Raw genomic sequence first — 22,864 nt, forward strand, 5'->3', positions numbered from 1 at the left:
GCGACCAGCCACAGCCCACCCGCACCCGGCACACGACATCAGCCGCGCAGGACCGCTCCCGTACGCTCGCCCGCCAGGGCGACCGCAGCGTCCCTGGCAGCCGACGCCTCATCGACCGTCAGCGTCCGATCCGCCGCCCGGAACCGCAACGCATACGCGAGCGACTTCCTGCCGTCCCCCAGCTGCTCCGCGTTCTCGTACACGTCGAACAACCGGATCGCCTCGAGAAGCGGCCCCGCACCCTCGCGCAGCGCGTCCTCGACATCGGCGTGCGGCACGAACTGGTCCACGACCAGCGCCACATCCTGCGTGGCGACAGGGAACGTGGAGATGCCCGGCGCCCGAGGCGTGTCGTCGCCGACGGCCTCCAGCGCATCCAGGTCCAGCTCCATCGCGGAGGTACGCGCGGGCAGCCCGAACGCCTTCACGACCCGCGGGTGCAGCTCACCGGCGTGCCCGACGACCTTCTCGACGCCCTCGGCGACGACCACGAGCTCGGCGCACCGCCCCGGGTGCCACGGCCCGTACTGCCCACCGCGGACGACCAGTTCGGCACCGGCCTCACGGGCGACGGCCCGTGCCGCCTCGATCGCGTCGGCCCAGTCCGCCGGACGGCCCTTGCCCCACCAGCCGGCCTGCTCACGGGCGCCCGCGAGAACGGCCGCCACATGCCGCGGCTGCGCGGGCAGCGCGGCGTTCAGCGAGGCGAGCTCCTCGTCCGTGGGACGCCGGTCGACGGGCAGCGGGACGGCGACGCGCTGCTCCTCGCGCGGGTTGAAGACCAGGCCCGTCTCGAAGAGGGCCAGGTCGTGCGAGCCCCGCCCGTCGTTGCGCCGCAGCGCACCGAGGAGTCCCGGCAGCAGCGACGTACGGAGCGCGGGCTCCTCGTCGTTGAGCGGGTTGGTCAGCTTGACGACGCGGCGGGCCGGGTCGTCGGCCTCCAGCAGAAGCTGGTCGAAGACCTGCTCACCGAGGAAGGGGTAGTTCGGCGCCTCGACGAATCCGGCACCGGCCAGCGCCCGGCCGACGCGGCGGTGCAGCCGCTGCCGGTGGGTGAGGCCGCGGCCCGAGGGGGGCTTGGGCAGCGTGGAGGGCAGGTTCTCGTAGCCCTCCAGGCGGATGACCTCTTCCGCCAGGTCGTTGACCTCGGTGAGGTCGGGACGCCAGGACGGCACGGTGACGATCAGCTCGTCCTGCCCGTACACGTCGCAGCCGACCTGCTGGAGACGGCGTACGACGGTCTCGCGGCCGTACTCCACACCCGCGACCTTGTCCGGGTGGTCGGCCGCGACGGCGATGGTGTGCGGCGCGGACGGTGCGGCGACCTCGGTGACACCGGCGTCGGCGGTGCCGCCCGCGAGCAGCACGAGGAGGTCGACGGTGCGCTGGGCGGCGGCCGCGGCGGCCGCCGGGTCGACACCGCGCTCGAAGCGCCGGGACGCCTCGGAGGAGAGCTTGTGGCGCCGGGCCGTCCGGGCGATGGAGACCGCGTCGAAGTGCGCGGCCTCGATGACCACGTCGGTCGTGCCTTCGCCTTCCTCGTGGTCGGCGATCTCGGTGTTCGCGCCGCCCATGACACCCGCGAGGCCGATCGGGCCGCGCTCGTCGGTGATGACCAGGTCCTCGGCGTGCAGCTTCCGCTTGGCGCCGTCGAGGGTGACGATCTCCTCGCCCTCGCCGGCCCGGCGGACGCCGATGGTGCCCTGGACCAGCTTGCGGTCGTAGGCGTGCAGCGGCTGGCCGAGCTCCATCATCACGTAGTTGGTGATGTCGACGGCGAGCGAGATCGGACGCATGCCGACCTTCTGGAGCCGGCGCTGGAGCCAGAGCGGGGAGCGGGCCTCGGGGCTGAGACCGCTGACCGTACGGGCCGTGAAGCGGTCGCAGCCGAGCGGCTCGGAGACCTGCACCGGGTAGCCGTACGCGTTGGGACCCGGGACGTCCAGGAGCGCCGGGTCGCGCAGCGGCAGGCCGTAGGCGATGGCGGTCTCGCGGGCGACGCCGCGGATGGACAGACAGTCGCCGCGGTTGGCGGTCACGGCGATGTCCAGGACCTCGTCGACCAGTTCCAGGAGCTCGATGGCGTCCTTGCCGACCTCGGTCTCCGGCGGCAGCACGATGATGCCGTGGCTGCCGTCGTCGCCCATGCCCAGCTCGTCGCCGGAGCAGATCATGCCGTGGGACGTCTTGCCGTACGTCTTGCGCGCGGAGATCGAGAAGCCGCCCGGCAGGGTGGCGCCGGGGAGGACCACGACGACCTTGTCGCCGACGGCGAAGTTGCGGGCGCCGCAGACGATCTCCTGCGGCTCGCCGGTGCCGTTGGCCTGGCCGACGTTCACGGTGCAGAAGCGGATGGGCTTCTTGAACTCGGTCAGCTCCTCGATGGTCAGCACCTGGCCGACGACGAGGGGGCCCTTGAGGTCGGCACCGAGGTGCTCGACGGTCTCGACCTCGAGGCCGGCCGAAATGAGCTTGGCCTGGACGTCTCGGCCGGTTTCGGTCGCCGGCAGGTCGACGTACTCCCGCAGCCAGGAAAGCGGGACCCGCATCAGATCTCCATCCCGAACGGCCGAGTGAACCGGACGTCACCCTCGACCATGTCTCGCATGTCTTCGACGTTGTGGCGGAACATCAGCATCCGCTCGATCCCGAACCCGAAGGCGAACCCGCTGTACTTCTCCGGGTCGACGCCACAGGCGGTCAGCACCTTGGGGTTGACCATGCCGCAGCCGCCGAGCTCGATCCAGCCCTCGCTGGAGCAGGTACGGCAGGGGCGGTCGGGGTTGCCGACGGACTCGCCGCGGCAGACGTAGCAGACCATGTCCATCTCGGCGGACGGCTCGGTGAAGGGGAAGAAGTTCGGCCGCAGCCGGGTCTTCATGCCCTCGCCGAACAGGGACTGGACCATGTGGTCCATCGTGCCCTTGAGGTCGGCCATGGTGAGGCCCTCGTCGACGGCCAGCAGCTCGACCTGGCGGAAGACCGGGGTGTGCGTGGCGTCCAGCTCGTCGGTGCGGTAGACGACACCGGGGCAGATCACGTAGACCGGCAGCTCACGGTCGAGCAGCGAGCGGATCTGCACGGGCGAGGTGTGGGTGCGCAGCACGACACCGGACTCGGTGCCGCCCTCGGGGCCCTGCACGAAGAAGGTGTCGGCCTCGCCGCGGGCCGGGTGGTCCGGGCCGATGTTGAGGGCGTCGAAGTTGAACCACTCGGCCTCGACCTGCGGGCCCTCGGCGACCTCGTAGCCCATGGCCACGAAGACGTCCTCGATGCGCTCCGACAGGGTGGTGAGCGGGTGGCGGGCGCCGGCCGGTACACGGTCGTACGGCAGTGTGACGTCCACCGACTCCTCGACCAGGACACGCGCGTCGCGCTCGGCCTCGAGCTCGGTCTGACGAGCGGCGAGCGCCTTGTTCACGGCGCCGCGGGCCTGTCCGACGAGCTTTCCGGCGGCGGCCTTGGCCTGCGGGGGCAGGGCGCCGATCTCGCGGTTGGCGAGGGCCAGCGGCGAGGTGCCGCCGGTGTGGGCGACCTTGGCCTCCTGGAGCGCGTCGAGGGAGTCCGCGGCGGCGAAGGCGGCGAGCGCCTCGTCCCGCATGCGCTCGATCTCTTCTGGCTTCAACGCCTCGACCTCTACAGGGTCGTACGACTTGTTCGGTGCCGACATCTCTTCCCGTGCTTCCGATTGGCTGGCTGAAGGTCCCCGTCACCGACTCACACAGAGGTCAGAGGGCCGTCCATGGGACACAAAGGTGCCAAAGGCCGAGTCTAACGGGGTGGGGGTGTACGAATGCGCCCGTGGGCCGCTAGGCGAGATACGCCGGCGCCGCCACGGGCAACGTAAATCGGAACTCCGCGCCGCCCTCGGGGGCGCGGCCGACGGTGATGGTGCCGCCGTGGGCTTCGACGATGCCCTTGACGATGTACAGCCCGAGGCCCGTGCCGCCGCGCTTGCTGCCCCGCCAGAAGCGGGTGAAGACGCGGTTCATGGACTCCTCCGGGATGCCGGACCCCTCGTCGCTCACCGTGACCGACGTACCGACGTCCTCCCCTTCCCGGGGCGACGCCGAGGGCGTGACGTCAATCGTGACCGTTCCCTCGCCGTGGCGCACGGCATTTTCGAGCAGGTTGCTGAGCACCTGGTCGACCTTGTCCGGGTCGGCCCACAGCATGGGCAGCGGCTGCTCGATGCGCAGCAGGAACCGGTCGGCGGTCTGCCCGGCGGCGACGTAGGCCTGGATGTGCCGCCCCACCGCGGCCCCGATGTCGACGGGCTGGCGCCGCACCTCCAGGCGTCCGGAGTCGATGCGCGAGATGTCGAGCAGCTCGGCGATGAGCCGGGTGACCCGGTCGGCGTCGGCGTCGACGGTCTCCAGCATCAGCCGCTTCTGGTCGTCGGTGAACCGTTCCCACTTGGCGAGCAGCGTGGCGGTGAAGCCCTTGACGGAGGTGAGCGGTGACCGCAGTTCATGGGCGACGGTGGCGATCAGCTCGGCGTGGCTGCGTTCGGTGCGGCGCCGGGCCTCGGTGTCGCGGAGGCAGACGACGACGCGGTGGACGGGCCCGGTGGGCTCGGTGCGTACGTACTGCGCGGAGACGAGGACCTCATGTCCGCCGGGAAGGAGCAGATTCCGCTCGGGCTGGCGGCGCCGGATGGCGAGTCCCCCGTAGGGGTCCGTCACCTGCCACCAGCGTCGGCCTTCCAGGTCCTCTAACGGCAGCGCCTTGTCGAGCCGCTGTCCGAGGGCCTCGGCGGCCGGTACGGCGGTGATGCGCTCGGCGGCGGCGTTGAAGCAGACGACCCGGCCGTGCTCGTCGGCGACGACCAGTCCGTCGGGCAGGAGGTCGGGGTCGATGCCGAGCCCGGCCGGCTCACCGGGGCCGGACGCGGACCCGTGCCGCACGTCCCGTGCTCCCGGTGCGCTGCTCGTGCCGACGCTCATATCCCCGTACCCCACCTCTTCGACGGAGGGCCCCCGAGCTGGTCACCCTACTAGCTCTCGGTGACGGAGCGGCACCCTCCGGAGGCGCGCTGTGCACGGGCCGACGCGTAGAGACATACGGCGGCGGCGGTCGCCAGGTTCAGACTCTCGGCCTTCCCGTGGATCGGGACGCGCACGACGGCGTCCGCGAGCGCGCGGGTCTCCTCCGGAAGCCCCCACGCCTCGTTCCCGAAGATCCAGGCGGTCGGTCCGCCCATGGTCCCCTTGTCGAGCTCGTCGTCGAGGTCGTCGGTCCCGGCCCCGTCGGCGGCGAGGATCCGCACACCGGCGTCCTTGAGCCCCTGGACCGCCTGCTCCACGGGGACTCCGACGGCGACGGGGAGATGGAAGAGGGAGCCCACGGAGGCACGTACGGCCTTGGGGTTGTAGAGATCCACGGACGCGTCGGTCAGTACGACGGCCTCGGCCCCGGCGGCGTCCGCGCACCGCAGGACGGTCCCGGCGTTCCCGGGGTCGCGAACGTTCGCGAGCACGGCGACGAGCCGGGGGCGGGCGGCGAGGATCTCCTCGAAGGGGGTGTCGAGGAACCGGCACACACCGACGAGCCCCTGCGGGGTGACGGTGGTGGAGATGTCGGCGATGACGTCCTCGGAGGCGAGATGCACACGCGCCCCGACGGCACGGGCCTCCCCGATGATCTCCGCGTAGCGCTCGGCGGCCTCGACGGTGGCGAACAACTCCACGAGCCCGTGCCCGGCAGCCTCCCGCACGGCCTGCGGTCCCTCGGCCAGGAACAGTCGCTCCTTGCCCCGGAAGTTCCGCCTGGCGAGCCGCCGGGCGGCGGAGACGCGGGGGGAACGGGGGGAGATCAGCTCGGGGGTTGCGGAGTGCATGAGGCTCACTTTCAGAACTACACAACAGGACCCGCAAGCCCAAAAGCCTGCGGGTCCCTCATGTCACGTCGGCTCAAAGCCAGGCGTCAGGCCGCCTTGGGGGCGTTGACGTCCGCCGGCAGGGCCTTCTGCGCAACCTCGACCAGCGCGGCGAACGCGGTGGCGTCGTTGACGGCCAGCTCGGCCAGGATCTTGCGGTCGACCTCGATGTTCGCCGCGTTCAGACCCTGGATGAAGCGGTTGTACGTGATGCCGTTGGCGCGGGCAGCAGCGTTGATGCGCTGGATCCACAGCCGACGGAAGTCACCCTTGCGCTTCTTGCGGTCGTTGTAGTTGTAGACCAGCGAGTGGGTGACCTGCTCCTTGGCCTTGCGGTACAGGCGCGAACGCTGACCGCGGTAGCCGGAGGCCGCCTCGAGGATCGCCCGGCGCTTCTTGTGGGCGTTGACTGCCCGCTTGACGCGTGCCACTTGTTAACTCCTTGTAGCGGGGCCGTGGTTGGACTCACACGGCCCGGAATCGATGGGGTCCCGGTCCAGACGTACGGCGCTCAGTCAGGGCGCCGCGTACGTCACTTGCCGAGAAGCTTCTTGATCTTCGCGGCGTCGCCCGGGGCCATCTCGGCGTTGCCGGTGAGGCGGCGCGTCACGCGGGACGACTTGTGCTCGAGCAGGTGGCGCTTGCCGGCACGCTCGCGGAGCACCTTGCCGGAGCCGGTGATCTTGAAGCGCTTGCTGGCACCGCTGTGCGACTTGTTCTTCGGCATAGCGCCGTTCTCTCCTCTGGGTGGCGCTCCGGTGCCCGGTCGTGAAACCGGGCACACGGTGGAGCGTCGCTCTTGTATCGGTTACGTCCTGGGGGACTCGCGTCCCCTGGGATCACGCCTCGGCGGGAGCCTCGGCAGGGGCCTCGGCAGCAGCCTCGGCGACCTCGGCGTCCTCGCCGTCCGCGTTCACGGCGTCGGGGTCCGCGGCGTTCTGCGACTTGCCGGGGTTGGCCTTCGCTTCAGCCTTGCGGGCTTCCTGCGCCTGCCGCGCCTCGGCCATCGCCTCGGTCTTCTTCTTGTGCGGACCGAGAACCATGATCATGTTTCGGCCGTCCTGCTTCGGGTTCGACTCAACGAAACCGAGGTCCTCGACGTCCGACGCGAGACGCTGCAGCAGTCGGTAGCCGAGTTCCGGCCGGGACTGCTCGCGACCACGGAACATGATCGTGATCTTGACCTTGTCGCCCTGCTTGAGGAACCGGACGACGTGACCCTTCTTGGTGTCATAGTCGTGCGGGTCGATCTTCGGCCGGAGCTTCATCTCCTTGATGACCGTGTGCGCCTGGTTCTTGCGCGCCTCACGGGCCTTCATGGCCGACTCGTACTTGAACTTCCCGTAGTCCATGAGCTTGCACACAGGCGGACGGGCGGTTGCCGCCACCTCGACCAGGTCCAGGTCGTACTCCTGCGCAAGCTCCAGTGCCTTGGCCAGGGGGACGATGCCCACCTGCTCGCCACTGGGACCGACAAGTCGCACCTCTGGAACGCGAATCCGGTCGTTGATGCGGGGCTCGGCGCTGATGGATCCTCCTCGGTTAGCACCACACGGCAGTCTGGCGGACAGCCGCGTTTGTCTCTTTTCGACAGACCTAACCGCGCCGAAGCACAAAAAATGCCCCGGACGATCACAAGACGGGGCTCCAAAACACTGCCGGAGCACCGCCGCGATGATCGCGGGGCGCGCATTCGGGCGACTCCATCGTCCGTACGGAACGATGGTGGCCGCCTGACCGGGGTGACCCGCCGTCCCGGGGGACGGTCAGGTGGGAGATCGGAGCCTCCACTTGTGGGCCGGGCACGCGAGTGTCCAGCCGGTCGTCAAACAGATTAGCAGGATCGCTTGACAAGGACCAATTGGGGGAACGACGGCACGGACCGCCTATCGTGTGGGCCATGAGTGACACCCCTCCTGAGTCCCCCGCCGACTTCGACGAAATGACCCGCGACATCGCCGAGGTCCCCGCCGTCGAGGTGATCGTGACGGTCGCCGTGAACCTGATGAGCGCCGCCGCAGTGAAGCTCGGTCTGACCGAGGAGGGCGACAAGTACAAGGACCTGGACGAGGCCCGCAAGCTGATCCACGCCCTCGCCGGTCTGCTGGACGGCAGCGCGACCGAGATCAGCTCCTTCCACGCGGCCCCGCTGCGCGACGGTCTGAAGTCCCTCCAGCTGGCGTTCCGCGAGGCGTCGATCGTCCCGGACGAGCCGGGCCAGGGCCCGGGCGAGAAGTACACGGGCCCGGTCTACGGCTGAATCCCTACCGCACGTACAAGGGCTCGCCCGGAGGCGTCGCCCCGGCCGGCAGCAGTGCCAGGTCGAGGCCGCGCACCAGGCGGGCCCTCAGCGTTTCGTCGGCGGCCAGCCGCCGGGCGACCGCGTGGACACCGGCGTCGTGCGGGACGACGGGGTCGAGGACCAGGGCGAGGGTGCCGTCCCCCTGGCCGGGACCGAGATAGGCCCGCTCCACCGCACGCACGTCGGCGACGGCGGCCCGCACCGCCGCCACGACCGCGGGGTCGGCCAGCGGGTCCGTCGACGTACGCCCCTCGGCGAGGGCGAGCAGCGCGGGGCCGGTCAGCTCGAAGGCCACGGGGCCGGCCAGGTCCAGGACGACCGTGTCCGCCTTCTCGTGCGCGGCGGCCTGGAGCGCCTGGTGCAGGGGTACGGCGACGGGGCGCGCCGCCGGGTCCCAGCGCGCCAGCGAGTCGGTGGACGTGAAGGCTGGCAGGGCGGTGCGGCCGCCGGCCTTCAGGGTCGGGACGGCCATGTCGCTGGTCTTCTCGCGGCGCAGTCCGTTCTCGTCCTCCTCGACCTCGCCGAGCACGGCCACGACGGGGACGAGCAGTCGGGCGCCCTTCAGGGCCTCCAGGACGGGTCCCACGGCGGTGCGGTCCTCGGCCCAGGCGGCGAGCGCCGCGCTCAGCCCGGGGTCGGCGGAGCCGTCGTCGTCGGAGAAGCCGGAGTCGGGAATGTTCTTGTTCGCCACGGTCACCGACCCTATAGGGGGGATGCTGCTGGGCTTGTGCGGCCCCGGAAACCTCACCGTGACCCTCTTCACCGGAATCTCAGATTTCCCTGACACACATCTAACTTTCGTCTAACGGCAGGCACAGCCGGAGGCCCGACCATCACGGTCATGGAGTCCTCCAGAGCCCGCCGAAGCCGCCGCCCGCGCCCGTCCCGGCGGCGCCCGCTGATGTACACCGCCCTCGCCTCCGTCGCGATCGTCGGTGCCACGGCCGGGGGGACCGTGTACGTGAAGGCGCAGGCGCACTCCGGCGCTCCCTCCGTATCGTCGGCCCCGTCGTCGGCCCCGTCGCCGGCCGCGGCGGCGACGAGCGAGGAGGCATCGGTGGAGCCCGTGACGCAGCCGACGGTGGACCACGACAAGCTGCTCGCCACGGCCATGGAGTCGGTGACCGTGCCGGGCGACGCGGACGTCTCGGTCGCCGTGCTCGACCTGGACTCCGGGGAGAGCGCCACGTACGGGGATGCCGCCTTCGACACGGCGAGCATCGTCAAGGTCGACATCCTGGCGGCGCTGCTGCTCCGGGCGCAGGACGAGGACCGGCATCTCACGGCGGCCGAGAGGTCGTACGCCACCGCGATGATCGAGAACAGTGACAACGCCTCCGCGTCGGCGCTGTGGCGGATCATCGGGCAGGCCGAGGGGCTCGACGCGGCGAACGAGCGGCTCGGGCTCACGGGCACCGAGGGCGGTGACGGGATGCTGTGGGGGCTGACCCGGACCACGGCGGCGGATCAGCTCACGTTGCTTCGGCAGGTGTTCGGGGACGACTCGGAGTTGAGCTCGGCGTCGCGCGAGTATGTGCGGGGGCTGATGGGCCGGATAGCCGTCGGCCAGGACTGGGGAGTGTCGGCCGCGGCGGACGGGTCCGCGTGGGCCTTGAAGAACGGCTGGCTGCCGCGGTCGACCACCGGGCTGTGGGACATCAACAGCATCGGGCGGGTCACCGCGTCGGACGGTCGCGCGTATCTGGTGGTCGCGCTGTCGAACGGCAACGCGACGAAGGAGAAGGGGGTGTCGCTCGTGGAGTCGGCTTCTCGGGCCGCGGTGTCGGTGTTCACGGGTTGAGAGTGCCGCGACAGGCCGTCGGGCGGGGTGGGGCAGCGTGGTGGCCGGTCGCGCCCACGCGGCGGTAGCCGCACCTTGACACAGCCCCGCGCCCCTACCGGCGTTGTCCGAACCCGGGCCGGCGGCTCAGAGTTCGTCGTGGTTCTCCCGACGGCCCCGCCACAGCACCACCGCCGCGATCAGCAGGACACCGCCGGCGCCGCCCGCGAGCGGGGCCGCCCAGCCTGCCCCGTCGTCCTCCTGCTCGGCCGCGTCCGGGCCCGAGCCGAAGTACTTCTCGCCGTAGGACGCTGCCTGCAGGCCTTCCGGCTTCAGCTCTGCGGCTGCCTTGATCGCGGCGGCCGGGTCGACCAGGCCGTAGCCGCGGGAGTCGTCGCGGCCGCCGACGGGGGCGTCGCGGGCCGTGTCCTCCAGGAGCTTCTTGATCTGGGCCGGAGTCAGGCCGGGGTGGGCCGCCTTGACCAGGGCGACGGCGCCGGAGACGAAGGCCGCGGCGGCACTGGTGCCCCAGCCCTCGTAGTACTTGTGGTCGGGGTCGGCGATGACGACCTTGTCGCCGGGGGCGCTGACCGTGGAGTACCAGCGGCGGGTGGAGAAGGCGGCGCGGGTGCCGTACCGGTCGACGGCGGTCGCGGCGATGACTCCCGGGTAGGCGGCCGGGTAGGAGATGTGGTCGCCCTTCTCGCCGCCGTTGCCGGCCGAGGCCACGACGACGGAGCCCTTCTTGAGGGCGTACTGGACGGCCTCGTCCTCGGCGGGTTCGGGGTGGGCGGACTTGGAGTCGTCGCCCAGGGAGAGGTTGATGACGTCGGCGCCGTGGTCGGCGGCCCAGCGGATGCCTTCGGCGAGGGCGTTGCCGCGGGTGTTGCGGGCCTTGCCGCGGGCCGAGTCACCGTCCTCCAGGATGACGCGGACGGGGAGGATCTTGGCCTCGGGGGCGATGCCCATCACGCCGTCGGCGTCGCCGATCCCGTGTCCGTGGCCGGCGATGATGCCGGCCATCGCGGTGCCGTGGCGGGCCCAGGCGCGGTCGCCGCGGCTCGCTCCGAAGCCGACCATGTCCTTGCCGTCGAGGACGTTGCCGACGAGGTCGGGGTGGTCGTCCTCGACGCCGGTGTCGAGGACGGCGACGGTGATGCCCTTGCCCTTGGTGGTCTGCCAGGCCTCCTGGGTGTGCATGGCCTCGAGGGCCCACTGCTGGGCGCGTATGCCGTCGGCGTGCGCCGCGGTGGGCGGTACGAGGGCGAGGGAGGCGGCGAGAAGGGCGCTGAGGAGGCCGGCGCGGCGGGTCATGGCGTTCACGACGGTTTCTCCGTGGCCGAGCTGACGGTCTTGCGGAAGCCGCGTTCGATGCGGTCGGCGAGGCCCTGGGCCTCGTGGCCGAGACCGGCCTGGGCGATGTCCGTGGTGGCGTCGGACGCCATGGCCTTCTCGGCGGGTTCCGGCTCGTCGACGCTGCGGCCGTCGGCCCAGCCGGAGACGGCGAAGGCGACGACGGGGGCGTCGGTGAGGACGGAGACGGCCCAGGAGGCCCGCTGCTTCCTGCCGAAGGCGGCGGCGACGGTGTTCTTGGCGGCGTAGGTCCGGGGCATGAGGTCGCTGCGGTCGCCCAGCTTCTCCTTGCCGAACCGGGTGTCGAGGGCGGTCATTCCGGCGGCGTCTGCCTTGGTGAAGAGAAGGCCGACGGTGGTGACATAGCTCTGGGTGGCGTCGGTGTAGGTGGCGCGGAGCAGCCGCTGGCAGCCGACGGGGGCGAGTGCCTTGCGCAGCAGGGGGTCGAAGGCGTCCTTGCAGCCGCTGTCCGGGGCGACGGCGATCCGCGTCCAGGTCCGGTCGGCGCCGCCGGGGCCCGCGCCCTGTCCCTCGACGGTGCGCGGGAAGAGCTGGTCGACCGGAACGCCGTGCCACATCTCGGCGGCCGCCGCGAAGGCGTCCCCGGACCCGGCAGCGGCCGAGTCCCCGACGAGCCAACTCCCGGTCACGGCACCGCCGATGAGGCCAAGGCCGAGCACGAGACAGACGGCCACACCGACGGCCCGCAGCCGTCCTCGCCCACGGAGCACTCGCGGCCGCGCCCGCTCGTCGTACCCCTCGGGCTGCCCGAACGACACGACGGGCCGCCCGGATCCAGGGGTGTCACCGGGTGCCAGGGGGGCGCTCCAGGAGAGAGAGGGATCGGGCTGCCGGGGGGACGTGCCCCCTCCGGAGGGTGCGGTGTGGCCGAAGGCATCGGCAGCCACCGATTCCGACCGATGCCCGGTCCCGGACACACCGTCCGACGCCGACACCGGCCGAGAGCCGGGCCGCGGCGGCACACCGGCCGGGGCGCCGGAGGGCGCCGTCGAGCCGGGCGCAGAGAACTGGCGGGTACCCGACCCGGGGGGAGCGCCAGCAGGCGCCGTCGGGCCGAGCGCAGAGGACGGACGGGTGTCTGGCCTGGGCGGGGCGCCGGAGGGCGCCGTCGGGTCGGGCGCAGAGAACTGACGGGTACCCGACCCGGGCGAAGCACCGGCGGGCGCCGTCGGGCCAAGGGCAGAGGACGGACGGGTGCCCGGCCTGGGCGGTACGCCGGAAGGCGCCGTCGGACCGGGCGCAGAGGACTGGCGGGTACCTGACCCGGGCGAAGCGCCGGCGGGCGCCGTCGGGCCAAGGGCAGAGGACGGACGGGTGCCCGGCCTGGGCGGTACGCCCGAGGGCGCCGTCGGACCGGGCTCCGAAGACGGGCGTATGCCTGGCCTGGGCGGTGCACCAGCGGGCGTCGTCGGGTGGGGCCCGGAGGACGGGCGCGGTGGTGCGGCGGGGGGCGCGGGGCGACCCGGGGAGGAGGCGTCCGGATCGACCGGTACCGGGCGGAGGCGGAAGGTGGTCTCGAAGGACGTTTCCGGGGGTGTGCCATTGCGGCGCGGGGGTGTCGCGGGGGTTCCCGGGATGTCCTGGCCGGGGGCCGGTGGTGTGTCCGGGAAGCGGGCGGAGGCCTTCGGCGGGGGCGGGGTCGAGGGGGCGGAGCCGTCGGAGGACGGGGCGCGCAGGCGGGGGAAGCGGGGAGGCGTGTCCAGGGGGGTGTCACGGGCCGGTTCCGCGGTATCGCCGCGCCGGGGCGAACCCACGCCACCCGCGGGCACCGTACGGGCCCCCTGCCGCTCTCCCGGTCGCGTACCCGGCAACGGGGGCAGGGCCGTCGTCGGCCGCGTGGCCGATCCTTGGGCCGGTGGCCGTTCCTCGGTGGGGCCCGGGGTGCGCCCGGGCTCCTCGTGGTCCGTGGCCTGGGGGTCCGTTTTCGGGGGGTCCGTGGGGCGTGGAGGTGTCGTGGGGCGCGGAGGGATGGAGGCGTGCCGCGCTTCCGTACTCATGCGCCCCCCGTTTCCCTTGTGCCCGGGTCCGTCGTCGTCCCCGGTGCGAACAGGCCCGCCCGGGCACGCATACCCGCACGGACGGACCGGCATCCCCTGACTCGGGCCCCTGCCGTCCTCACATGCGTGCGCGTCACTCTACGGGTTGTCCCCGGCCGGACGGGAACCAGTCCACGAGCCCGGGGCTTTAGCCCGGAACGTCCCCCTACCCTGCGGTAATCCTGTCTGGCAGGCTTCGTTCATGACTGCGCGCGCCGCCGACCGGGCCCGGTACGACCGGGCCACCGCTCACCTCGACGCCCCTTTGGCGATCGTGGATCTGGACGCCTTCGACGCGAACGCGGACGATCTCGTCCGCCGGGCCGGCGGCAAGCCGATCCGTGTGGCCAGCAAGTCCGTGCGGTGCCGGGCGCTGCTCGAACGCGTTCTCGCCAAGGACGGTTTCGCGGGCCTCATGTCCTTCACCCTGGCCGAATCCCTGTGGCTGGCACGCTCCGGCTTCGACGACATCCTGCTCGCCTACCCCTCCGCCGACAGCGCCGGGTACGCCGAGCTGACCTCGGACCCCAAGCTCGCCGCCGCCGTGGCCGTCATGGTCGACGACGTCTCACAGCTCGACCTCATCGACCGCTCCCGGGACGGCGGAAGTGAAGTCGTCCGCGTCTGCCTGGAGTTGGACACCTCCCTCAAGCTCCTCGGCGGCCGGGTGCGGGTGGGCGCCCGGCGCTCCCCGCTGCACTCCCCCGCCCAGGTCGCCGACCTCGCCCGCGCGATCGCCCGGCGGCCCGGGTTCAAGGTCGTCGGGATCATGGCGTACGAGGGTCATATCGCCGGTGTGGGCGACTCCGTCGCCGGGCATCCGTTCCGGTCCCGTGCCGTGCGGCTGATGCAGGCCACCGCCCGCAAGGAGCTCGCCGAGCGGAGGGCGGCGGTGGTGCGTGCCGTCCGGTCGGTCGTGCCCGACCTGGAGTTCGTGAACGGCGGCGGTACCGGCAGCGTCCAGACCACCGCCGCCGAGGACGCCGTGACCGAGATCGGGGCCGGGTCGGGGCTGTACGTGCCGCGGCTCTTCGACAACTACACGTCGTTCAGCGGGCGTCCGGCCGCGCTCTTCGCCCAGCCCGTCGTGCGGCGGCCCGGCGTCGGTGTCGTCACGGTGCTCGGGGGCGGCTATCCGGCCTCCGGTGCGCCCGGGCCCGACCGGCTCCCGGTGCCCTATCTGCCGGAGGGGCTGAAGTACGACCCTCAGGAGGGGCCCGGCGAGGTGCAGACGCCGCTCCTCGGCTCCCCCGCCGACGATCTCCTCCTCGGGGACAAGGTGTGGTTCCGGCACGCGAAGGCCGGGGAGCTGTGCGAGCGGTTCGACGTGCTGCATCTGATCGAGGGCGACACCGTCACCTCGACCGTCCCGACGTATCGGGGCGAGGGCCGGACGTTCCTGTAGGTCAGTCCGTCGGGCCGACGCTGCTGCCCACACCGCCGCCGTTCGCGTCGCCGGACCGGATGCCCTTGGTGATCCGGTCCATGTCGGCGAGCGGCGGCCCGTCCTCGCCGGCGTCGAAGACGTAGCGCACGACGACCGGGGACTCGGTGCCGACGCTGGACTGGAAGGCGAGGGACTGGACGTAACCGCCGGGCCCCTTGGCCGTCCTGACGCGCCAGCGGACGAGATACCCGGCACGGCCCGCCACGGCGACCGGGCCGGACTTCACGACCTCGTGCGACTCGATGCCGCCGAAGGGCCGCCTGCCGACGAGGTCGCGGTCGTAGGCGTCGTCGGCCGCGTCGGAGATGTCGGCCTTGGCGAGGGCCTCGGGGGATGTCTCGTCGTTCGAGGTCACCGTGCGCGAGATGACGAGACCGTGCCGGCACAGTCCGGGGTCGCCGGGGCAGTCGTAGGTGCCGTCGGTGGACATGAGGACGTCGTCGTCGACGATGAACTGCGGTCGCACCCAGCCGTCGAGCAGCGGCACGGTGATGCCGTTGAGCTGGTCCTCGACGACGGCCGGGTCGTCGGCGGAGGGCTCGCTGGTGGACTCCGACGGCGTGGGCGTGGGGGTCCGGCTCGTCGGTGCGAAGGTGGGCGTGATGGACTCGGTCACCGTCGTGCCGTCCTCGGTGCCCTCGTCGTCCCGCAGGACGAACGCTCCCGTCACGATCGCCGCGACCAGGACCGCCCCGGCCGTGATGAGGGCGATGACCTTCGCGCGCCCCGGGGCCTCGCCGCCCGGCGCCCGCCCCGGCACCGCAGGCACCGGCGGCGGGCCCGAATGTGCGGGCTCGCGCCGGTGCTCGGTCCAGGCCGTGCCGTCCCACCAGCGCTCCAGATGCGGATGCCTGGGGTCGCGGTACCAGCCGGGCGGGGGCGTCATGCTCATCCCGGCACTCTAGGCCGACAGGGCCTGGGCCGCAGGCCTAGAGCGGTGTGACGTAAGCCCCCGAGATCCCGCCGTCGACGAGGAAGTCGCTGGCGTTCACGAACGAGGAGTCGTCGCTGGCCAGGAAGGCGACGGCGGCGGCGATCTCCTCGGCCTCGGCGAAGCGGCCGAGCGGGATGTGGACGAGGCGGCGGGCGGCGCGCTCGGGGTCCTTGGCGAACAGCTCCTGAAGGAGGGGGGTGTTGACCGGGCCGGGGCAGAGGGCGTTCACGCGGATGCCCTCCCGCGCGAACTGCACGCCCAGCTCACGGGACATGGCCAGGACACCGCCCTTGGACGCGGTGTAGGAGATCTGGGACGTGGCCGCGCCCATCCTCGCCACGAAGGACGCCGTGTTGATGATGGAGCCCTTGCCCTGCCGCCGCATGTAGGGGATCGCGGCCTTGCAGCACAGGTAGACGGAGGTCAGGTTGACCTCCTGGACCCGCTTCCAGGCCTCGAGGCCGGTCTCCAGGATGGAGTCGTCGTCGGGCGGGGAGATCCCCGCGTTGTTGAAGGCGATGTCGACGCTGCCGTATGTGTCGTACGCCGTCCTGAACAGCGCCTCCACCTGCTCGGGGTCGGTGACGTCGACCTTCACGAAGATCCCGCCGACGTCCTCGGCGGCCGCCTTGCCGCGCTGCTCGTCGACGTCGCCGCAGACCACGCGCGCGCCCTCGGAGGCGAGCCGTCGGGCGGTGGCGAGGCCGATGCCGCTGCCGGCGCCGGTGATGACGGCGGTACGGCCTACCAGGCGTCGGCAGACAATCTCTTCGGTCACGGTGTCGGGCCCTCCGTACTGATGAAGACGTTCTTGGTTTCGGTGAAGGCGGCCAGGGCGTCCGGGCCGAGCTCCCGGCCCACGCCGGACTGCTTGTAGCCGCCGAAGGGCGTCCAGTAGCGGACGCTGGAGTGGGAGTTGACGGACAGGTTGCCGGCCCGGACCGCCTGGGAGACACGGAGCGCGCGGCCGACGTCCCGGGTCCAGATGGAGCCGGAGAGGCCGTAGGGGGTGTCGTTGGCGAGCCGGATCGCGTCCTGCTCGTCGGTGAAGGGCAGGAGTACGGCCACGGGTCCGAAGATCTCCTCCCGGGCCGCCTCGGAGTCGTGCCGCTCCCCCGTGAGGACGGTCGGCGCGAACCAGAAGCCGGGCCCCTCGGGGGCGCTGCCGCGCAGGGCCGGGGCGTCGTCCGGCACGAACGACCTTACGCGGTCCAGCTGCTGACGGGAGATCAGCGGTCCCATCTGGGTCTTCTCGTCGGCCGGGTCGCCCACGACGACGGCGGCCAGCGCGTCGGCGAGCAGCTCGCGGACCTCGTCGTACACGGACTCCTGGACCAGGATGCGCGTGCGGGCGCAGCAGTCCTGGCCGGAGTTGTCGAGGAAGGAGAAGGGGTCGACGGCGGTCCTGAGGTCGGTGTCGGCGAAGACGATGTTCGGGCTCTTGCCGCCGAGTTCGAGGGTGACCGGCTTGACCTGGTCGGCACAGAGGGCCATGACGCGTTTGCCGACCCGCGTGGAGCCGGTGAAGACGATCTTGGCGACGCCGGGGTGCCGTACGAGGGAGTCGCCCGCGATGTCGCCGCGGCCCGGCAGGACCTGGAAGAGGTGTTGCGGGAGCCCGGCCTCCAGGGCGAGTTCGGCGAGGCGCAGCGCGGTCAACGGGGTGGTCTCGGCGGGCTTGAGGATCACGGCGTTGCCCGCCGCGAGGGCCGGGGCCGTGCCCCAGGCCGCGATCGGCATGGGGAAGTTCCAGGGCGCGATCACCGCGACGACGCCCAGCGGTTCCAGGAGGGTGATGTCGAGGCCGCCGGGCACGGGGATCTGCCGGCCGGCGAGCCGCTCCACTCCACCGGCGGCGTAGTCGAGGAGGTCACGGACGTTGCCGGCCTCCCAGCGGGCGTTGCCGATGGTGTGGCCCGCCTCGCGCACCTCCAACCGAGCCAGTTCCTCCACGTGTTCGTCGACGACGGCGGCGAAGCGGCGCAGCAGCCTGGCCCGGTCGGCGGGCGCGACGGCGGCCCACGCGTGCTGGGCCCGCTCGGCCCGGTGGACGGCGGCGTCGACGTCCTGCTCGACGGCGCCCGGGACGGTGGCGATGACCTCCTCCGTCGCGGGGTTGAGGACGTCCAGTTCGTACGGTTGCGACAAGAGATGCCTCACATGCGTTCGAAGGAGCGGCGCAGCTCCCAGTCGGTCACCGCGGCGTCGAAGGCGTCCAGCTCGACGCGTGCCATGTTGCGGTAGTGGGCCACGACCTCGTCACCGAAGGCGGCCTTGGCGATAGGGCTGTTCTCCCAGAGCTCGGCGGCCTCGCGCAGCGTGGTGGGGACGTGCGCGTAGTCGGCGGTGTAGGCGTTGCCGGCGCAGGCCTCGGGCAGTTCCAGCTTCTGTTCGATGCCGTACAGGCCCGCGGCCACCAGTCCGGCGACCGCCAGGTGGGGGTTGACGTCGCCGCCGGGCAGCCGGTTCTCGAAGCGCATCGAGCGGCCGTGGCCGACGACCCGCAGGGCGCAGGTGCGGTTGTCGTGGCCCCAGGCGACGGCGGTCGGGGCGAAGGAGCCGGGCTGGAACCGCTTGTACGAGTTGATGTTGGGGGCGTAGAGCAGGGAGAAGTCCCGCAGGGCGGCCAGCTGTCCGGCGAGGAAGTGCCGCATGACCTCGGACATGCCGCCGTTGTCGGCCATCACGTTGTTGCCGGCCGTGTCCGTGAGCGAGAGGTGGATGTGGCAGGAGTTGCCCTCGCGCTCGTTGTACTTGGCCATGAAGGTGATCGAGACGCCCTCCTGGGCGGCGATCTCCTTGGTGCCGGTCTTGTAGATCGCGTGCTGGTCGCAGGTGACCACGGCCTCGTCGTACTTGAACACGATCTCGTGCTGGCCCGGGTTGCACTCGCCCTTGGCGGACTCGACGACGAGGCCGGCGCCGGTCATGTCGTTGCGGATACGGCGGAGCAGAGGCTCGATGCGACCGGTACCGAGCACCGAGTAGTCGATGTTGTACTGGTTCGCCGGGGTGAGCCCTTGGTAGCCCGCGTCCCAGGCCTGTTCGTAGGTGTCCTTGAAGACGATGAACTCCAGCTCGGTGCCGACCATGGCGGTGTAGCCGAGTTCGGCGAGGCGCTCCAGCTGGCGGCGGAGGATCTGGCGCGGGGCGGCGACCACGGGTGAGCCGTTGTCCCAGGCGAGGTCGGCGATGAGCATGGCCGTACCGGCGTTCCAGGGGACGCGGCGCAGGGTGGACAGGTCGGGGTGCATGGCGAAGTCGCCGTAGCCGCGGTCCCAGGAGGACATGGCGTAGCCCTCGACGGTGTTCATCTCGGTGTCGACGGCGAGGAGGTAGTTGCAGCCCTCGGTGCCGTGGTGGAGCACCTCGTCGAGGAAGAAGCGGGCGGCGAACCTCTTGCCCTGGAGCCGCCCTTGCATGTCGGGGAAGGCCAGGACGACAGTGTCGATCTCGCCGCTCGCGACGAGGGCGTGAAGTTCCTCGACGCTCAGCGGGGGTGTGCGTTCTGCCACGGGAGGGCTCCTTCGGGCTTCTGCGCTTTTTTCGGCCGGGCCGGAAGCCATAAGGTATTGCGGAGAACCATTGCTTGGGAAGGGGGTACGACGGGATGTCGCTGGATCCGGAGGACGACCTGGAGGACCGGTTGACGCCGGTGCTGCGGCCGGTACGGGCGGGCAACGGCTTCGAGGAGGCATTGGAGCAGATCCTGCAGGTCGTACGGCTCGGTCTGGTGCCGGGGGGTGATCGGCTGCCGGCCGAGCGGGAGCTGGCGGAGCGGCTCGGGATCAGCCGGGTGACGCTGCGCGAGGTGTTGAAGGTGCTCCAGGACCAGGGGCTGGTGGAGTCGCGGCGCGGGCGGTACGGCGGGACGTTCGTGCTGCGGAAGTCGGACGCCGGCGGCGAGGACGAGCTGCGGCGGCGGATCTCCGCGGTCGACATCGAGGACGTGCTGCGGTTCCGCGAGGTACTGGAGGTGGGGGCGGCGGGTCTGTGCGCGGCGCACGGGCTCGCCGACGACCAGGCGGAGCGGCTGCGCGAGGCGCTGGCCCGCACGCAGGACGCTCCGCTGACGGACTACCGGCGCCTGGACACGATGCTGCACCTGACGCTGGCCGAGCTGTGCGGCTCACCATCGCTGACCGCGCAGTACGCGGCGGTCCGGGCCACGGTGAACGACCTGCTGGACTGCATCCCGCTCCTCGTCCGCAACCTCGAGCACTCCCAACGCCAGCACACCGCGCTGGTGGAGGCGGTGCTGGACGGGGACGCGGACGGGGCGCGGGAGATGATGCGGGAGCACTGCGGGGGGACGGCGGCGCTGCTCAGGGGGTTCCTGGCGTGACGGCGGCCTCCGTGCGGCCCGGGGGTCTTGCCTCCGCGGGCACCTCTCGACAAAGGTATGGAAACAATCCTTTGCCGGACCGGGAGGGCGCATGGCGGGCAGACCGCTGATCGGCATCAGTACGTACCTGGAGGCCGGGGCACGCTGGGGCGTCTGGGAGCTGGCGGCGGCGCTGCTGCCCGTCGGGTACCCGCGGCTCGTGCAGCGGGCGGGCGGGCTGGCCGCGATGCTGCCGCCGGACGCGCCCGGTCATGCCACCGAGGCCGTGGCGCGCCTCGACGGGCTGGTGATCGCGGGCGGCCCGGACGTCGAGCCGGTGCACTACGGCGCCGAGCGCGAGCCCCGTACCGGGCCGCCGGCACGGGAGCGCGACGCCTGGGAGCTCGCCCTCATCGACGCCGCCCTCGCCGCGGGCATCCCCCTGCTCGGGATCTGCCGGGGCATGCAGCTGCTGAACGTCGCCGTCGGCGGCACCCTCGTCCAGCACATCGAGGGGCACGCGGAGGTGGTCGGCGTCTTCGGGTGGCACACCGTGAAACCGGTGCCGGGGACGTTGTACGCCGGTGTCGTCCCGGAGGAGACGTCCGTACCCACCTACCACCACCAGGCCGTCGACCGCCTGGGCGCTGGCCTCCTGGTATCGGCACACGCGTCGGACGGAACGGTGGAAGCCGTGGAACTCCCCTCCTCCGACTGGGTGTTGGGGGTGCAGTGGCATCCGGAGATGGGTGAGGATCTGCGAGTGGTACGGGGACTGGTGGAGGCGGCGGGAGCCTGAGCCGGGGCTATCGGATCCGGCCTCGCAGCCATTCCGACGCCGCTTCGCCCTGCGCGCGCTGGAAGGCGCGGACGGTCGGGATGCCCGGCGGCGGGGGCTGCAGCGACTGGTGGACGAAGTAGCCGGCGAGACCCGCGAGGGCGACGGTGACGGCGTCCGGGTCGGCGTCGCGGCCCAGTGGGTGCGCGGTGAAGAGTTCCTGGGGATCGGGGCCTCCCTGGGCCCTGACGCACGGGAGCATGAGCAGCAGGTCGAGCCATGGGGCACCGCGGACGACGTGCGGCCAGTCGACGAAGACGACGCGGGTGTCGTCGGTGAGCAGCATGTTGTCGGCGCGGAGGTCGCCGTGGGCGAGGGTGTCGCCGGCGACGGCCTCGGGCCAGGGGGCGGCCAGGTCGGCGAGGTACGGGAGGTGGGCGGCGGTCCAGGGGTCGAGGTCCGGGTGTGCCTCCTCCAGGAGCCGTCGCCAGCCGCTGAACGTGCCGAGAGCGGACTCGGAGGCGGGGGGCGCGTCGCGCACGGGGGACGGGGTGAGGGCCCGGGCGAGGTCCGTCACCGCGTCGAGGACACGCCTCAACTCCGGCTGCCGCCAGGGGACATGGGGCTGGCGGCCTGACACGTCCTCGAAGACCAGAGCCACCCAGGTGCCGTCGTCGTAGGTGCCGAGGAGGCGGGGCGCGGGGACGGCGGGCGGGAGGGCGGCGGCGTAGCGGGCTTCTCGGCGGTGGAACACGGGTCCCGTGGCGTTGGTGTCCGCGCTGACGGCCTTGACGAAGGCACGGCGGCCTCGGGCGGTGCGGATGCGCGCCGCGGCACCCGGGGAGAAGCCGCCGGGTTGGGTGGTGGCGTGGGTGACGGGTTCACCGAGGATGTCGGCCACGGCGTCGCGGACCTGGGGTGGGAGCTCTTCCCACGGAGTGCGGGCGCCTGCGGCGGGCGGGGCGGTGGGTGGCATGTACGGCATGGTGCGGGTCGGCCACGGTGGCAGGCCAGGAGTTTTTCGCCGCCGCGGCCCCTACCCCCGCGTCAGCGACAGCAGTTCCCTGGCCGGACCCACCGGGCGGTGTCCCGTGGGCCACACCGCTCTCAGGTCCCGTGCCAGTGACACCCCTTCCACCGGCACCCGCACCAGTCGGCGCATCGCCAGTTCCTCGCCCACCGCCAGCTCGCTCAGTACCGCCGGTCCCGCGCCGCTCACGGCCGCCGCCTTCACCGCGGTGGTGGACGACAGCTCGATCAACGGCCGTGCCAGACCGCCCAGTGCCGCGTCCAGGACCTGCCGCGTTCCCGAGCCCTTCTCCCGCAGGATCAGCGGCGTCACCGCCAGCTCGTCCGCCGCCAGCGGTCGTCGGCGGCGGGCCCAGGGGTGGGCCGGGGCGGTCACCACGATCAGGTGGTCGTGGGCGATCACGACCGAGTCGAGACCCGTCGGTACGTTCAGACCCTCCACGAACCCCAGGTCCGCCTCGTCCGAGAGCAGCCGGGCAGCCACCGCCGCCGAGTTGCCGGCCAGCAACGACACCGCCGTGTCCGGACGCTGGGCGCGCAACGCCAACAGCCAGCCCGGCAGCAGATACTCCGCGATCGTCATGCTCGCCGCGACCCGCAGCCGCGAGTCCCGCCGGTCCCGCAACGCCTGCGCCCCCACGTCGAACGCCTCCGCCGCCTCCACGATCCGCCGCGCCCAGTCCGTCACCAGCGCGCCCGCGTCCGTGAGACGGGAGCCGCGCGGTGAGCGGTCCACCAGCGCCACCCCCAGCTGACGTTCCATCGAGCGAATGCGGCTGCTGGCCGCCGGCTGGGTGATGCCGGTCTCCCGCGCCGCCGCGCCCAGGCTGCCGAGCCGGGCCACCGCCAGCAGCAGTTCCAGCGCCCCCAGGTCGGGGACGCGGTGCGCCAGCATGCCACCGGGGGTCGAGGGAGAGCCCTCCCGCTCACTGCTCATAAATCCAGTTTATGTCCTCATAGAGGCGTCGTCCCTGGTGGCAGC

The 22,864-nt window shown here is 72.0% G+C and carries 20 protein-coding genes and 1 pseudogene; 5 read left to right on the forward strand and 16 right to left on the reverse strand.

Annotated features, from left to right (window positions below; translation table 11 throughout):
* Positions 1-38: 38 nt before the first annotated feature.
* From pheT to infC, 7 genes and pseudogenes are all read right to left on the reverse strand, one after another.
* Positions 39-2,549 carry a phenylalanine--tRNA ligase subunit beta gene (gene pheT, locus ACIOHP_RS18865; RefSeq protein ID WP_401888736.1) on the reverse strand — a complete coding sequence of 837 codons (2,511 nt, stop codon included), beginning with the start codon at positions 2,547-2,549 and terminating at the stop codon, positions 39-41.
* The gene (gene pheS / locus ACIOHP_RS18870) at positions 2,549-3,670 is read right to left on the reverse strand and encodes a phenylalanine--tRNA ligase subunit alpha (protein WP_361553168.1); all 1,122 of its coding nucleotides are present in this window, start codon (positions 3,668-3,670) and stop codon (positions 2,549-2,551) included. Before pheS ends, pheT begins: the two co-directional genes overlap by 1 nt.
* 139 nt (positions 3,671-3,809) lie before the next feature.
* Positions 3,810-4,946 (reverse strand): ATP-binding protein, encoded by a 1,137-nt coding sequence (locus ACIOHP_RS18875; RefSeq protein ID WP_361553171.1) that lies wholly within the window; start codon positions 4,944-4,946, stop codon positions 3,810-3,812.
* Between the two features lie 50 nt (positions 4,947-4,996).
* Positions 4,997-5,839: a TrmH family RNA methyltransferase gene (locus tag ACIOHP_RS18880; RefSeq protein ID WP_401888738.1), complete on the reverse strand. Its 843-nt coding sequence runs from the start codon at positions 5,837-5,839 to the stop codon at positions 4,997-4,999.
* Between the two features lie 86 nt (positions 5,840-5,925).
* Positions 5,926-6,309, reverse strand: a complete 384-nt coding sequence (rplT, locus tag ACIOHP_RS18885; protein WP_020132316.1) for a 50S ribosomal protein L20 — start codon at positions 6,307-6,309, stop codon at positions 5,926-5,928.
* Between the two features lie 101 nt (positions 6,310-6,410).
* A complete protein-coding gene (gene rpmI, locus ACIOHP_RS18890; RefSeq protein ID WP_003977225.1) occupies positions 6,411-6,605 on the reverse strand; it encodes a 50S ribosomal protein L35 in 195 nt (64 codons plus the stop codon).
* 112 nt (positions 6,606-6,717) lie between these two features.
* Positions 6,718-7,432, reverse strand: a pseudogene (infC, locus tag ACIOHP_RS18895) (translation initiation factor IF-3).
* 346 nt (positions 7,433-7,778) lie between these two features.
* Here infC and ACIOHP_RS18900 point away from each other — a divergent pair.
* Complete coding sequence (locus ACIOHP_RS18900; protein ID WP_046261477.1) at positions 7,779-8,138, forward strand: DUF1844 domain-containing protein; 360 nt, start codon at positions 7,779-7,781, stop codon at positions 8,136-8,138.
* 4 nt (positions 8,139-8,142) lie between these two features.
* Here ACIOHP_RS18900 and ACIOHP_RS18905 read toward each other — a convergent pair whose 3' ends face one another.
* On the reverse strand, positions 8,143-8,871 hold the full coding sequence (locus ACIOHP_RS18905) for an SseB family protein (RefSeq protein ID WP_361487051.1): 729 nt from the start codon (positions 8,869-8,871) through the stop codon (positions 8,143-8,145).
* A gap of 150 nt (positions 8,872-9,021) precedes the next feature.
* Between ACIOHP_RS18905 and ACIOHP_RS18910 the strand changes: the two genes are divergently transcribed.
* Positions 9,022-9,981: a serine hydrolase gene (locus tag ACIOHP_RS18910; protein WP_401888741.1), complete on the forward strand. Its 960-nt coding sequence runs from the start codon at positions 9,022-9,024 to the stop codon at positions 9,979-9,981.
* 126 nt (positions 9,982-10,107) lie between these two features.
* On the opposite strand, the gene mycP is transcribed toward ACIOHP_RS18910, so the two are convergent.
* A complete protein-coding gene (gene mycP, locus ACIOHP_RS18915) occupies positions 10,108-11,274 on the reverse strand; it encodes a type VII secretion-associated serine protease mycosin (protein WP_401889175.1) in 1,167 nt (388 codons plus the stop codon).
* Between the two features lie 5 nt (positions 11,275-11,279).
* Entirely contained in the window at positions 11,280-12,092 is an 813-nt protein-coding gene (locus tag ACIOHP_RS18920) for a hypothetical protein (protein ID WP_361553182.1), read from the reverse strand.
* Between the two features lie 1,480 nt (positions 12,093-13,572).
* Between ACIOHP_RS18920 and ACIOHP_RS18925 the strand changes: the two genes are divergently transcribed.
* Entirely contained in the window at positions 13,573-14,775 is a 1,203-nt protein-coding gene (locus tag ACIOHP_RS18925) for an amino acid deaminase/aldolase (protein WP_401888744.1), read from the forward strand.
* A 1-nt stretch (position 14,776) separates the two neighbouring features.
* Here ACIOHP_RS18925 and ACIOHP_RS18930 read toward each other — a convergent pair whose 3' ends face one another.
* Genes ACIOHP_RS18930 through ACIOHP_RS18945 form a run of 4 tightly spaced genes read right to left on the reverse strand, consistent with a single transcriptional unit; the run spans position 14,777 to position 19,266 of the window.
* Positions 14,777-15,703 carry a DUF2510 domain-containing protein gene (locus ACIOHP_RS18930; protein WP_401889178.1) on the reverse strand — a complete coding sequence of 309 codons (927 nt, stop codon included), beginning with the start codon at positions 15,701-15,703 and terminating at the stop codon, positions 14,777-14,779.
* Between the two features lie 43 nt (positions 15,704-15,746).
* Positions 15,747-16,529, reverse strand: a complete 783-nt coding sequence (locus ACIOHP_RS18935) for a 3-oxoacyl-ACP reductase (protein WP_401888747.1) — start codon at positions 16,527-16,529, stop codon at positions 15,747-15,749.
* A complete protein-coding gene (locus ACIOHP_RS18940; protein ID WP_401888749.1) occupies positions 16,526-17,899 on the reverse strand; it encodes an aldehyde dehydrogenase family protein in 1,374 nt (457 codons plus the stop codon). Before ACIOHP_RS18940 ends, ACIOHP_RS18935 begins: the two co-directional genes overlap by 4 nt.
* Positions 17,900-17,907: 8 nt before the next feature.
* The gene (locus tag ACIOHP_RS18945) at positions 17,908-19,266 is read right to left on the reverse strand and encodes a glutamine synthetase family protein (RefSeq protein ID WP_401888752.1); all 1,359 of its coding nucleotides are present in this window, start codon (positions 19,264-19,266) and stop codon (positions 17,908-17,910) included.
* Positions 19,267-19,361: 95 nt separating this feature from the next.
* On the opposite strand from ACIOHP_RS18945, the gene ACIOHP_RS18950 reads away from it, so the two are divergent.
* Together ACIOHP_RS18950 and ACIOHP_RS18955 are read left to right on the forward strand one after the other, a co-directional pair.
* Positions 19,362-20,096, forward strand: coding sequence for a FadR/GntR family transcriptional regulator (locus ACIOHP_RS18950; RefSeq protein ID WP_401888755.1), 735 nt, complete (start codon positions 19,362-19,364; stop codon positions 20,094-20,096).
* Positions 20,097-20,187: 91 nt separating this feature from the next.
* Positions 20,188-20,874, forward strand: coding sequence for a gamma-glutamyl-gamma-aminobutyrate hydrolase family protein (locus ACIOHP_RS18955; RefSeq protein ID WP_401888758.1), 687 nt, complete (start codon positions 20,188-20,190; stop codon positions 20,872-20,874).
* Between the two features lie 7 nt (positions 20,875-20,881).
* Here the strand turns inward: ACIOHP_RS18955 and ACIOHP_RS18960 are convergent, their stop codons facing one another.
* Both ACIOHP_RS18960 and ACIOHP_RS18965 read right to left on the reverse strand, forming a co-directional pair.
* Entirely contained in the window at positions 20,882-21,829 is a 948-nt protein-coding gene (locus tag ACIOHP_RS18960) for a phosphotransferase (RefSeq protein ID WP_401888761.1), read from the reverse strand.
* Positions 21,830-21,889: 60 nt separating this feature from the next.
* Positions 21,890-22,819: a LysR family transcriptional regulator gene (locus ACIOHP_RS18965; protein WP_307033063.1), complete on the reverse strand. Its 930-nt coding sequence runs from the start codon at positions 22,817-22,819 to the stop codon at positions 21,890-21,892.
* Positions 22,820-22,864: the final 45 nt, after the last annotated feature.

Origin of the sequence: Streptomyces sp. NPDC087859, from assembly GCF_044742595.1 — a bacterium.
In the GTDB taxonomy this organism is placed as follows: domain Bacteria; phylum Actinomycetota; class Actinomycetes; order Streptomycetales; family Streptomycetaceae; genus Streptomyces; species Streptomyces canus_F.

Bases quoted from the DNA above. Each gene is read 5' to 3' on its own strand.
- ACIOHP_RS18875 (WP_361553171.1), bottom strand. From the start codon at position 4,946: ATGAGCGTCGGCACGAGCAGCGCACCGGGAGCACGGGACGTGCGGCAC.
- ACIOHP_RS18950 (WP_401888755.1), top strand. From the start codon at position 19,362: ATGTCGCTGGATCCGGAGGACGACCTGGAGGACCGGTTGACGCCGGTG.
- ACIOHP_RS18910 (WP_401888741.1), top strand. From the start codon at position 9,022: ATGGAGTCCTCCAGAGCCCGCCGAAGCCGCCGCCCGCGCCCGTCCCGG.
- ACIOHP_RS18930 (WP_401889178.1), bottom strand. From the start codon at position 15,703: ATGACGCCCCCGCCCGGCTGGTACCGCGACCCCAGGCATCCGCATCTG.
- pheS (WP_361553168.1), bottom strand. From the start codon at position 3,670: ATGTCGGCACCGAACAAGTCGTACGACCCTGTAGAGGTCGAGGCGTTG.
- ACIOHP_RS18900 (WP_046261477.1), top strand. From the start codon at position 7,779: ATGAGTGACACCCCTCCTGAGTCCCCCGCCGACTTCGACGAAATGACC.
- mycP (WP_401889175.1), bottom strand. From the start codon at position 11,274: ATGACCCGCCGCGCCGGCCTCCTCAGCGCCCTTCTCGCCGCCTCCCTC.
- ACIOHP_RS18880 (WP_401888738.1), bottom strand. From the start codon at position 5,839: ATGCACTCCGCAACCCCCGAGCTGATCTCCCCCCGTTCCCCCCGCGTC.
- pheT (WP_401888736.1), bottom strand. From the start codon at position 2,549: ATGCGGGTCCCGCTTTCCTGGCTGCGGGAGTACGTCGACCTGCCGGCG.
- ACIOHP_RS18965 (WP_307033063.1), bottom strand. From the start codon at position 22,819: ATGAGCAGTGAGCGGGAGGGCTCTCCCTCGACCCCCGGTGGCATGCTG.
- rpmI (WP_003977225.1), bottom strand. From the start codon at position 6,605: ATGCCGAAGAACAAGTCGCACAGCGGTGCCAGCAAGCGCTTCAAGATC.
- ACIOHP_RS18960 (WP_401888761.1), bottom strand. From the start codon at position 21,829: ATGCCACCCACCGCCCCGCCCGCCGCAGGCGCCCGCACTCCGTGGGAA.
- ACIOHP_RS18925 (WP_401888744.1), top strand. From the start codon at position 13,573: ATGACTGCGCGCGCCGCCGACCGGGCCCGGTACGACCGGGCCACCGCT.
- ACIOHP_RS18955 (WP_401888758.1), top strand. From the start codon at position 20,188: ATGGCGGGCAGACCGCTGATCGGCATCAGTACGTACCTGGAGGCCGGG.